This window comes from Limnospira sp. PMC 1279.21, from assembly GCF_032349615.1.
GTDB classification, from domain to species: domain Bacteria; phylum Cyanobacteriota; class Cyanobacteriia; order Cyanobacteriales; family Microcoleaceae; genus Limnospira; species Limnospira fusiformis.
Window position 1 is genome coordinate 1 of sequence record NZ_JARPLU010000037.1, and the last position, 12,278, is coordinate 12,278.

The window sequence follows — 12,278 nt, forward strand, 5'->3', positions numbered from 1 at the left end:
CTTAGTCATCTCGTCCTCTCCATTATACGTCCTAAGTTTTCTGTCTTGTGCTATACTTCCAAACCGTTGCTGATTTTAGCGAAGGGGCATGGAACCCGTCAGATGTGCGGGACGGATAAGTACGGATTCCCAACTCGTCACCGCTCAAGGAGACAAATTCACAAAGGCTTTCAGACTGGCGATATCGTTACTGCCACTGTCACGGCAGGGAAGAAAATTGGCTCCTATGTTAGGACGGGTTCTCTGCCGTGCTTCCGGCAGTTTCGATATTACCACTGCCTCGGTCAGAGTGGCAGGCATCAGCCATAAATACTGCCAACCAATTCACAGAAAGGATGGTTACACCTATGCTTGAAAGACTGACGGGGACTAAAGTCCCCGTGTCGCGTTTCCTCCCCGGTCTAAAGACACGGCGCTTCCACGCTCCCGAGAGGTCTACGTTAAATTCGGGTACAACTACAGGAACAAGTGCGAGTTTAACCGAATCAGTGGTAGTCTGTTGGCGATCGCCAGTTTCGGCTAACCCCCTTACCCTAATGACTACCAGCCCTTATGCAATTAAATTTTCCCATTCGCGTTAACCTTGACCAGGAATTCGCTATAATCTGTGGATATTTTAACCGTTGACCCACAACTAACCCCAAAAACCTTAATTCCATTCTGTGAGGAAATATGAATGAACATACTTGGAATCTCGGCTTACTATCATGACAGTGCAGCCGCTCTCGTGCGGGATGGAGAAATTATCGCCGCCGCCCAAGAGGAGAGGTTTTCGCGCAAAAAACACGATGCCAGATTTCCCCACAACGCCATTCGCTACTGTCTTCAGGAAGCAAATATCACCCTATTCGATGTCGATCGCATCATTTTCTATGATAAACCCCTAGTCAAATTCGAGCGCCTGCTAGAAACCTACATCAGCTATGCTCCCCGTGGGTTTCGGTCTTTTCTGGCTGCCATGCCAATTTGGTTAAAAGAAAAACTTTATCTGAAAACCGTATTAAAAAAAGAACTTTCAGCCATCATGGGGGTCAAAAAAGCCAAACTCCCCCCCCTCATGTTTACCGAACATCACCAATCCCACGCCGCCTCAGCCTTTTTTCCCAGTCCCTTCCAGAAAGCAGCCGTCATGTGTTTAGACGGTGTAGGGGAATGGGCCACCACTTCCGTATGGTTAGGCGACGGTAATAACCTGACCCCCCTGTGGGAAATCGACTTTCCCCACTCTCTCGGTTTACTGTACTCAGCCTTCACCTACTACACCGGCTTTAAAGTCAACTCTGGCGAATATAAACTCATGGGGTTAGCGCCCTATGGTCAACCTCGCTATGTTGATCGGATTTTAACCCATTTAATCGACCTCAAGGATGATGGCACATTCCGGTTGAATATGAAGTATTTCAACTATGCCACCGGGTTAACCATGACCAACAAGAAGTTTGACCAGTTGTTTGACGGACCCCCTCGGAAAGCCGAAGGCCAACTCACCCAACGGGAAATGGATATCGCCGCTTCCATTCAGGTAGTCACAGAAGAAGTAGTGCTGCGTCTAGCTCGGACCGTACAAAAAGAACTCAATGTTGATTATCTGTGTTTAGCCGGGGGAGTCGCCCTCAACTGTGTAGCTAATGGTCGCCTGTTGCGAGAAGGTCCCTTTAAGGATATTTGGATACAGCCCGCAGCAGGAGACGCAGGAGGTGCATTAGGGGCAGCTTTGGCTGTTTGGTATCAATATTGTGAACAACCCCGCCAGGTGAGGCAGTCAGCCGCTATAGAGAACGAAATCGAACTCGAAGCCGCCGGAGCCACCGAAACAGCAGTCGCCACGATAACCCCTCGGGTTATTCCTAGCACCGCCCCCGCTGATATGATGAAAGGCTCCTATTTGGGTCCCTCTTTTAGCAATTCCGAGATTCAGGATTATCTCAATTCCATTGATGCTAAATATATGTATTTGGCAGATGTTGAATTGATGCCTAGGTTAGCCGAAATTTTAGCTAATGGTCATGTCGTCGGCTGGTTCCAAGGTCGGATGGAATTTGGGCCGCGTGCTTTGGGAGGTAGGTCAATTATTGGCGACCCTCGTAACACTAAAATGCAGTCCGTCATGAATCTGAAAATTAAATATAGGGAGTCTTTCCGACCCTTTGCGCCTTCCGTGTTAGCAGAGCGTGTCGCTGATTATTTTGAACACAATACCCACAGTCCTTATATGTTGATGGTGGCTCCCGTTAAGGAGTCTCGCCGGATTCCTATGACCCCCGAACAAGAAAAACTTTTTGGGATTGAAAAGCTCAATATTCCCCGGTCCGAAATTCCCGCTATTACCCATGTCGATTATTCCGCACGCATTCAAACTGTACACCCAGAAACTAACCCCCGCTATCACAGTCTAATTAGTCATTTTGAAAAACTTACAGGCTGCGGTCTACTCGTTAATACCTCTTTTAATGTGCGGGGTGAACCTATTGTTTGCACCCCCGAAGATGCCTACCGCTGCTTTATGCGGACCGAGATGGATTATCTCGTTTTGGAAAATTATCTACTCGCCAAAACTGCACAAACTCCCTGGTCAAAAGATGATTCCTGGAAAAATGAGTTTGAGTTAGATTAATCCCTAGGAGCCACTTATGGTGGCTTCTCTCCCCCCAGGATCGCTGTTTTTCCCGGTTCTCAGTTCTCTGTTATATAATTGGTTGCAAAAATCCACTATGACTGATCACGATATCCCCAAACTTGATCGAAAAGGCTTGCGGGAATTTGGCTTGACAACAGGTGCAATTTGTGCTGGCTTGTTCGGCTTACTGCTACCATTAATTTTCCGCCACTGGCCGCCCCCAGCTTGGCCCTGGGTCGTAGCCACTATTCTCTGGGTTTGGTCTTTCCTGTCTCCGTCAACTCTCAATCCGATTTATTATACTTGGATGCGGATAGGTTTGGTTTTGGCTGGGATTAATACCCGAATTATTTTGGGGGCTGTGTTTTACGTTATGATTGCACCGATGGGGGCGATTAAGCGTTTATTTGGCTCTGATGCCATGAGACGAGATCTAGATCCTAACGTATCAACCTACCGGGTTCCCAGTCAAGTCCGTTCAAGAGTAAGTATGGAGCGTCCTTTCTAGTGTTTGAAGCAACATTAGATTTTCTGAAAGATTTGTGGGGTTTTCTGCGGGAGCGCAAAAAATATTGGCTGCTACCGTTGATTATTACTATGGTGTTATTGGGGGCTCTGATTGTCCTTAGTCAAGGGTCAGCGATCGCACCTTTCATTTATACTTTATTTTGATACTGTATTAGCGTCGAAATTGTTGGCAATTGGGGGAAAGAATAATTTTCTAACCCCCTAATTTCTTGATTTTCCTGACCTGGATTATATGAAAAATCTGCCATTATTTAAACGACCATCAACCCCCATTGAGGAAAAATCCGCTAAACGGGGGGTGGTTAGTCGAGAGTTGCTCGGAATTGTGGGCATTAATTTAGCCCTAATTTTACTCATCTTAGAAGTCGTACCTCTCCTGTTTTACCTAGTCACAGAACAGCGGTTTATTTATACTCATAATCGTGATAAAACCGCCACAAATCAACTTCTAGAACAGATAGGGGTGAGGGAACAACCTACCGGAAACAATGATGATAAAAATGCTATAGTCGAGCGTTTTCACCCCTTTTTTGGCTATGTATTAAAACCCGGCTTATTTGCGGATAATCCCTTTGGCTTGCGGGTGAATAACTACGGATTTTTTTCTCTCCACGATTACCCCTTTATCAGACTGAATGATAATCAGTTTATTATTGGTATCTTTGGCGGTTCTGTAGCCGTTGATTTTGCCAACTATGAAGTCACTCACAAGGAATTATCAAATACTTTAATTCAACAACTCAGAACAGTTCCCGAACTAGCAAATAAAGAATTTATTATCTTAAACTTTGCTCATGGGGGTTATAAACAACCTCAACAGTTATTAATTCTCAACTACTTTTTATCCATTGGTCAGGAATTAGACCTAGTGGTTAATATTGATGGTTTTAATGAAGTCGCATTACCACCATTAAATAATCAAGCATCCGTCCCAGTTTCCATGCCGAGTTTCCAACACATTCAACCCCTAACCGCCTTGGCTAATACTAATATTCCCGTGGTTTTAGCTTTGGCGGAAATGAACGAAACCAGGGAAAAATTAGTCCGTCAAATTCAGCGTTTAGAAAACTGTAAACTCGCCTCCTGTTATGCTTGGAATTCCTATCAAGTTAATCAACTAACTAGAAGATATCAAAGCCAGGTATCCGCCTTAGATACAATGCAGATTGAGTTACGACAAAATGAAGATGATTTAGCTAATAGTTTAATTTCCATACCCCAAAATCCCCAGGTTTTACCAGATGACATAGCCTTTGATAAAATGGTAGATATCTGGTTTAACTCTTCCCAAATGATTCATCAAACTTTAGCAAATAAAAATATCCCTTATTTTCATGTAATACAGCCTAATCAGTATCATCCCACCCAAAGAACTTTCACCGCCGAAGAAATTGCCATTTTTGATGATAACCCGTATATAGAAGGAGTTATACAAGGCTATCCTCGGTTACTTGCTAGAGGGAAAGATTTGCCAAATTTTGGTGTTAATGTTATCAATGCTGTGACAGTTTTTGACACCAAACCAGAAACGGTATATAGAGACAGTTGTTGTCACTATACACCCAGAGGTCAAGAAATCTTTACTGAATATATTGGCAATTCCATTGTTAACCGTCTCCAGTCAATAACCCCCTAAGTATTCGGCTATAACTTATATATGAGTTGCTAATGTTTGACAGTTTCGATGATTATCACCTCCTATTAATCTATGATAATGAAACACAAATTTAATCGCAAGCAAATTAAAGAAGTTGGCAAAATTATCTTAATTAACCTATTGTTGTTAGGGTTTTTTGTAGAATTGGGTTCCCTGGGTTTTTATTTAGTCCGCCATAACCAGTTATTTTATACTCGTCAACGACCAAGCAGCATTGAAGAAATGGGTTTGAACCTAGAAGGTATGAGGATGGAAATTTCTATCGTAGAAAGACTACATCCCTATTTCGGATATGCACCTAAACCAGGTCCTGATTTTCGTCCGGGGTTCAAATATAATAACTATGGCTTTATTTCTCCATATAATTATCCCTTTGTCAAAACTAACGAAAATCAATTTATCGTGGGAGTATTTGGGGGGTCAGTAGCTTCTAACTATTCTATCTATGAGATTCAAAATGGAATTTTAGAGACCAAAATTCGAGAAGTGCCCGGTTTAGAAAATAAAGAACTAATTATTTTATCCTTTGCTACGGGAGGCTATAAACAGCCACAACAGCTTTTGATTTTGAATTATCTGCTGTCTGTGGGTCAGGTGTTTGATATGGTGATTAATATTGATGGGTTTAATGAACTGGCTTTATCTAGTGTTAATAATGAAAAAAAACTGGAATTAACAATGCCAAGTGCATCCCACATACAACCTTTAACTAATTTAGCCAATAATAGTTTATCTACCCAAGCCTTAGAAAGTATACTTAAAATTAAGCAAGCTAAACCCCGAATTAATCAGGTTGCTTCTAACTTAAAAAATTGTCGGATGGCTTCTTGTTATACTATCAATAATCTGGCTATCCAGGGATTAATTAAAGATTATTACCAGGAGGTTGAACGATTTCAAAGATATCAACAAATTCCTGATCATGACGGGGGAGAAGGCAGCGTATTTTTATTTTATACTCAAGAGTCAGTTTTACCGGAAGAGAAAGCCTTGGCTAAAATTACTGATACATGGGTGAGAACTTCTACGGTGATTAATCATATTTTATCTGCGAAAAATATTCCCTATTTCCATATTCTGCAACCTAACCAATATCATGTCACTAATAGGGTTTTTAGCAGCGAAGAAAAAGCGATCGCATTTACTGATAATACCCCTTACCGCCAGCCTATTGTAGCAGGTTATCCTCTGCTATTAAATCGAATTGCTGACTTGGAGGCGGCGGGGGTGACTATTTTTAATGGGGTGAATATTTTTGATGCTGCGCCAGAAATGATGTACATTGATAACTGTTGTCACTATACCCCGGCTGGTGAACATATCCTTTCGAGTTATGTGGCGGAAAGTATTAAAAATATACTTAATCAACGCCTAAATCCACCAAATCTTAACTTGGCTAATGAACCTCTCACTGACTAGCATAAAGGAGGATTGATGATTCCTAATTTACAGCCAGAAAATACTATCAATTCCGATTATTGGGGATTCTTGAATCAGTTAGAAAAAACTGATTTTTCTGGAGAGGTTAAGGGAGATTTTGCTACTCGTTTAGTAACCGCCACTGATAATAGTATTTATCAGATACTTCCCCAGGGAGTAGTTTACCCCAGAAACCATCATGATTTAGTGATTCTGTTGAAACTGGCTAGTCAAACTCCCTATCAAAATATCACCTTTTCTCCACGGGGAGGGGGAACCGGAACTAATGGTCAATCCTTATCTAGGGGAATTATTATCGATTGTTCTAAGTTTATGAATAACATCTTAGAAATCAATTTAGAGGAGGGATGGGTCCGCGTTCAGCCGGGAGTAGTTTTAGACCAACTTAACTCATGTTTACAGCCTCATGGTGTCTTTTTTGCGCCCTCAGTAGCGCCTAGTAATCGGGCGACTATTGGGGGAATGATTAACACTGATGCTTGTGGTAAGGGGTCGCGAATTTATGGGCGAACCAGTCAACACATTTTAGAGTTAACCTGGGTGTTACCAGATGGGACGGAAAGCCTATCCTTCCCTATGGATACTATAGCATTAAACCGCCTTAAAAAGCAAGGGGGAAGAGTAGGAAATATTTATAATTGTCTGGATAACCTTCTCACGGATAACCAAGATAAAATCAATCAGGTATTTCCTCAACTTACCCGATTTATGACTGGCTATAACTTGGCTAAAGTCTATTCTGAGGACAAACAAACTTTTAACCTGAATTACTTATTAGCAGGCGCGGAAGGTACTTTAGGAATTATCACGGAAGCCAAACTTAAACTTACGCCAATTCCCCAGGCTAAAAAATTACTGGTTATTCATTATGAAAGTTTTAATTATGCTTTAGAAGGGGCTATGGATTTATTAGCCTCGGAGCCAGGGGCGATCGAAACTATTGATGAGACGATTCTTAATTTGGCTAAACAGGATGAAATCTATGATGCTGTTAAGGATTTTATCCCGTCTTCTGGGACTATCAATCTAGTGGAATTTGTGGGAGAAAGCGAGGCTGATATTCAACCTAAAATAGACTCAATTATTGCGAAACTTAAAGGGGGTAATCAGGGTATAAGTGGTTATTATTTGGCGAGGGATAATCAGGAAATTATCAATCTCTGGAAACTGCGTAGTAAAGGGGCGGGACTCCTGGGAAATCAACGGGGAAATCGTAAACCGATACCTTTTATAGAGGATACTGTGGTTCCCCCAGTGCATCTAGCTAAGTATATTGGAGAATTGCGGGGTTTATTAGCAGAATATAATCTGATTTATGGGATGTATGGTCATGTAGATGTTGGTTGTTTGCATTTGCGTCCGGCTTTGGATTTGAAGATTCCCGCAGATGCAGAATTAGTCCGCAAATTATCCGATCGCGTTGTGGCTTTAGTGCGTAAATATGGGGGAGTATTTTGGGGAGAACATGGTAAAGGTTTTAGGAGTGAATATACACGGGAGTTTTTGGGAGATGAATTATATCAAGTTTTCCGAGAAGTGAAAACTATCTTTGACCCCCAAAATAGACTAAATCCGGGTAAAATTGTCACGCCGATAGATAGTTTAGATACAGTAGTTAAATTAGATTCACCTATGCGGGGAGAATTTGACCGCCAAGTTAATCCTAGTAAAATTAGTGAATATGAAGGGGCGTTTAATTGTAATGGTAATGGCGCTTGTTTTAACTTCGATCCTGATGATGTGATGTGTCCTTCCTATCGGGTAACTCGCGATCGCATTCATTCCCCAAAAGGGCGATCGAGTTTATTGCGGGAGTGGCTAAGACTCCTAGAAAATCATGGTGATGAAATTACGGAAACCCCGACAACTTTAATCATGCGCCTCTGGAATACCCTCAAACAATGGCGGGGAGATTATGATTATTCCCAGGAAGTTTATGGGGCTATGAATGGCTGTTTATCCTGTAAAGCCTGCGCTAGTCAATGTCCGATTCATGTGAATATCCCGGACATAAAATCTAAGTTTTTGTATCTTTATCATACTCGATATTTGCGACCATTTAGAGATTATCTAATCGCCCATATTGAAACGCTGTCAAAGTGGCAATCTGTGCATCCGATAATAGCTCATATATTAAGCCAAAATCCTCTATCAAAAGCGGCGACTAAAACTCTGTTAAATATAGTCGATCCTCCGGTAGTGAGTCATCCCACCCTCAAGGAAGGTTTACGGACGCGCCACCACCCCAAATTTAATCTGGATAGGCTGCAAAATTTAAGTGGGTCTGAAAAGGAATGTAGTGTGATTTTGCTACAGGATGCTTTTACCAGTTTTTATGAATCTTCCCTGGTATTAGCAATCTATGATTTTCTGCACAAATTAGGATATAATGTATATATACCCGATTTTTTTCCCAGTGGTAAACCCACTCATGTAAAAGGATTTTTACGAGAGTTTAAAGCGATCGCTTCCCCAAACTGCGAATGGTTGCAACAATTAAAATCCCTAGAAATTCCCCTAATTGGTATTGAACCTAGTATAGTTTTAACCTATCGGGATGAATACCCGAAAATACTCAATTTTAGTCCAGCCTTACCAACCATTGACTTACTGCAAGAGTTTCTGAGCCAAAATAGCGATCGCTTACCGAAACTCAGCGCCAGTCAGCCTTATTTTCTGTTCGGACATTGCCAGGAAAAAACTGCGGTTTTAACCTCTCAAAAACAATGGCAGCAGCTATTTACTACTATGGGATTAGAATTAAATATCGTCAATACAAGCTGTTGCGGAATGGCGGGAATATATGGTCATGAAGCCGAACACTATCAGCAATCCCAGGACATTTATAATAGTAGTTGGGGGCGAATTATCTCAACCATAGATAATCCCAATCAAATCTTAGTCACAGGTTATTCTTGTCGATCGCAAATTCACAGATTTAGTCATTTTACCCCCAATCATCCCATCCAAGCATTACTAAAATTACTGTAAACTCAGAGGTATTGTGGAAATTGATGACCTGGAAAAATACTAAAATGCGCTTAATATCCCTTGATGTATTTAGAGGTATAGCGATCGCCGCCATGATACTGGTGAATAACCCCGGAAGCTGGGGTTATATGTATCCGGTATTGCAACACGCCGAATGGGATGGCTGCACCCCCACCGATGTAGTTTTCCCCAGTTTCCTATTAATTATGGGAGTAGCGATCGCCTTTTCTCTGTCCAAATTTGCCCGAGAACATCGTTTACCGGGCGAGAAAGTACCCCCATCAGTTTATAGTCGAATAGGGCGGCGATGTCTACTACTATTTCTGTTAGGCTTATTCCTAAATGGTTTTCCCCACTATGACCTAGCCAATATCCGAATCATGGGAGTATTACAACGAATAGCGATCGCCTATGGACTAACTGCGATCGCCATTTTAAACCTGTCGCGACGGCAATTGTGGCTAATTTCCATTCTCACCCTCATAGGTTACTGGGTAGCCATGACCATAATTCCCGTCCCCAGCTATGGCCCAGGAAACCTGTCACCAGAAGGCAACTTAGGCGCATTCATAGACCAGACAATTTTAGGTTCCCATCACTTGTGGCGAGGCGGTCCCTACGACCCAGAAGGATTATTTAGCACCGCACCCGCTACAGTTACCGTAATCCTCGGCTATCTTACCGGAGAATGGCTAAAATCCCAACCCCGAAACAGTTTCACCGTCATTAACCTAGTAATGTTTGCCCTCAGTAGCCTGGTGGTCGGCTATTTGTGGGGGGTATGGTTTCCCATTAATAAGGCACTGTGGACCAGTTCATTTGTATTAGTGACCGCTGGCTGGGGACTGCTATTATTAGCCTTCTGTTATGGGGTCATAGAAGTAAAAAACTGGCGACGGTGGGGGAAACCTTTGGAAATTATGGGAGTTAACGCCATATTTCTATTTGTGGCTTCCGGCTTACTCGCCAGGATCTTAATACGCATCCCGGTAGGTAGCGGACCCGTTAGCCCTAATCTGAAAACCTGGATCTATGAAAATATATTTGTATCCTGGGCGGGGCCACTCAATGGATCGCTGATGTATGCTGTAGCCACAGTCATATTTTGGTGGGCGATCGCCTATATTATGTATAATCGTCGGTGGTTTCTGAAAGTCTAGGTACAGAAAATCGCTACAATAGATCGACAGTATCTATTAACAGTCTTAGCAGCACGTTATGATTCCAACCGTCATCGAACAATCAGGCCGTGGTGAACGCGCCTTTGATATTTACTCCCGACTCCTGCGCGATCGCATCGTGTTTCTAGGAACCCAAGTTAACTCAGATGTTGCTAACTTAATTGTGGCCCAACTGCTATTTTTAGACGCAGAAGACCCCGAAAAAGACATTTATCTATACATCAACTCCCCAGGAGGCGGGGTTAATGCGGGATTGGGCATCTTTGACACCATGAACCATATTCGTCCTGATGTCTGCACCGTCTGTCTGGGACTAGCAGCCAGTATGGGGGCATTTCTCCTCAGCGCCGGGGCTAAAGGAAAGCGTTACAGCCTCCCCCATTCCCGGATTATGATTCACCAACCCCTCGGAGGCGCACAAGGACAAGCTACCGATATTGAAATTCAGGCCAGAGAAATTCTGTATCTGAAACGGCAACTTAACGAAAATCTCGCTAAACACACAGAACAACCCCTGTCCCGTATCGAAGAAGACACAGAAAGGGATTTCTTTATGTCCGCCGAAGATGCGGTTAATTACGGCCTCATCGATCAAGTCATTAGTCGCCGTCCTTCTGCATCTAATCCGGTTGAGAGTTAACATAGGCGATCGCACAGTCCCAAGCCCCTCTCCCTCTGGGATCTAATGTAGGGGCGGGTTAGGCAATTAATAATGAATAATTGATAATTGATAATTGATAATTGATAATTGTAGGGGCGGGTTATGCTGTCAATTACCTCTGGTCAGCAAAAGAGTCATCAACCCGCCCTCTGGGGTTCTGCTGTCAATTACCTCTGGTCAGCAGAAGAGTCATCAACCCGCCCTTTGGGGTGGCGCTGTCAATTACCTATGCTAACAAGAAGACTAATAAACCCCCCTTTGGGGTTGGGGGTTGTTGGGAACTATCAAAAATGCTAAATAGATTCTAAATAGTGTAAAAAGTCCAGCAGTTCTTCAGGAGTTAAATGGTGGCGCGATCGCTTTCCGTAGGTCTTGAGTAGATATGCAGAACCCTGTTCCGCTGTCCAACCTAATCTTCGCAACTCAATATCTGTTTTGGCAATATCGTCAGACATATCATCACCATGGTAAACAGTATTATGACCAGTCTCTTGGGAAAGTGTCACCGATCGCGGTTCTGGCGGATGAATAATCGTATTTTCGGGGGTTTCTAGTTCATCGGAGGGCAAATGGGGCAGAGAAGCGCCTCGGGCTTTGGTTTGGGCTGGGTTCTGGGTAGTTGTGGCATCAGGTAAAGATGGAGACCCGGTTTTAGGCTGAATGTAGGTAGCAGATAGCCACTCATCAGAAGGCATAGCCATGGAGTCAAGCCCCAGAGTTTCGCGGCCAGTGGTGGGTGAGTCCACAGCCGACTGATTTGATAGATTAGAAACAACGGGACTCGGTAAACTGTCTGACCTATGAGGTAAATCAGCCTTGGGTAAATTATCCCCGATTTTGTGTAACCCCAAACACTGTAGCGATCGCTCTCTGGCCCTATCCTCAGCCAACTCCACAGTTTCAGCCATACCTAGTCCCGATGCCAGAGTTACCCCGGCCACCTGTACCGATACCCGAACAATATATTGATTGTTCTCAATAGCAATTAACTCAGAGATAAGTCCCCCTGTGGGATAGCGGCTTCTAAATTGAGTGAACATAATCTTCAGTAAACTTATAGGATATAATTGGTTAGAATGTGGTCTCCGACGCAGCTCCTCTGCCCCAGAAAACACTTTTCCACCTGTGGGGCATCGTTGTACATCCCACCCTTAGCATTTTCTGTAAGGTTGCCGATCGCTCTCAACTAAAATTGTATCACTG

10 protein-coding genes and 1 pseudogene are annotated in these 12,278 nt (G+C 43.1%); 10 read left to right on the forward strand and 1 reads right to left on the reverse strand.

What is annotated here, in order from left to right; translation table 11 throughout:
* From P5683_RS07965 to clpP, 10 genes and pseudogenes are all read left to right on the forward strand, one after another.
* Positions 1-355: pseudogene (locus P5683_RS07965) on the forward strand (HNH endonuclease); the annotation flags it as partial.
* Complete coding sequence (locus P5683_RS07970; protein ID WP_152344053.1) at positions 348-581, forward strand: hypothetical protein; 234 nt, start codon at positions 348-350, stop codon at positions 579-581. The pseudogene P5683_RS07965 and the gene P5683_RS07970, both read left to right, overlap by 8 nt.
* A 95-nt stretch (positions 582-676) precedes the next feature.
* A complete protein-coding gene (locus P5683_RS07975) occupies positions 677-2,614 on the forward strand; it encodes a carbamoyltransferase (RefSeq protein WP_006620908.1) in 1,938 nt (645 codons plus the stop codon).
* A gap of 16 nt (positions 2,615-2,630) precedes the next feature.
* A complete protein-coding gene (locus tag P5683_RS07980) occupies positions 2,631-3,125 on the forward strand; it encodes an SxtJ family membrane protein (RefSeq protein ID WP_006620909.1) in 495 nt (164 codons plus the stop codon).
* On the forward strand, positions 3,125-3,289 hold the full coding sequence (locus P5683_RS07985; RefSeq protein ID WP_006617091.1) for a DUF5989 family protein: 165 nt from the start codon (positions 3,125-3,127) through the stop codon (positions 3,287-3,289). The genes P5683_RS07980 and P5683_RS07985 overlap by 1 nt, the downstream gene beginning before the upstream one ends.
* A gap of 88 nt (positions 3,290-3,377) precedes the next feature.
* Positions 3,378-4,781 (forward strand): hypothetical protein, encoded by a 1,404-nt coding sequence (locus P5683_RS07990; RefSeq protein WP_008049211.1) that lies wholly within the window; start codon positions 3,378-3,380, stop codon positions 4,779-4,781.
* A gap of 78 nt (positions 4,782-4,859) precedes the next feature.
* Positions 4,860-6,221, forward strand: a complete 1,362-nt coding sequence (locus P5683_RS07995; protein ID WP_048894966.1) for a hypothetical protein — start codon at positions 4,860-4,862, stop codon at positions 6,219-6,221.
* A gap of 15 nt (positions 6,222-6,236) precedes the next feature.
* Positions 6,237-9,233 carry an FAD-binding and (Fe-S)-binding domain-containing protein gene (locus P5683_RS08000; protein ID WP_315639616.1) on the forward strand — a complete coding sequence of 999 codons (2,997 nt, stop codon included), beginning with the start codon at positions 6,237-6,239 and terminating at the stop codon, positions 9,231-9,233.
* 23 nt (positions 9,234-9,256) lie between these two features.
* The gene (locus tag P5683_RS08005) at positions 9,257-10,393 is read left to right on the forward strand and encodes an acyltransferase family protein (RefSeq protein WP_006620914.1); all 1,137 of its coding nucleotides are present in this window, start codon (positions 9,257-9,259) and stop codon (positions 10,391-10,393) included.
* A 58-nt stretch (positions 10,394-10,451) separates the two neighbouring features.
* Positions 10,452-11,054, forward strand: coding sequence for an ATP-dependent Clp endopeptidase proteolytic subunit ClpP (clpP, locus tag P5683_RS08010; RefSeq protein WP_006620915.1), 603 nt, complete (start codon positions 10,452-10,454; stop codon positions 11,052-11,054).
* A 314-nt stretch (positions 11,055-11,368) separates the two neighbouring features.
* Here the strand turns inward: clpP and P5683_RS08015 are convergent, their stop codons facing one another.
* Positions 11,369-12,115: a hypothetical protein gene (locus tag P5683_RS08015; RefSeq protein WP_315639615.1), complete on the reverse strand. Its 747-nt coding sequence runs from the start codon at positions 12,113-12,115 to the stop codon at positions 11,369-11,371.
* Between the last annotated feature and the right edge of the window lie 163 nt (positions 12,116-12,278).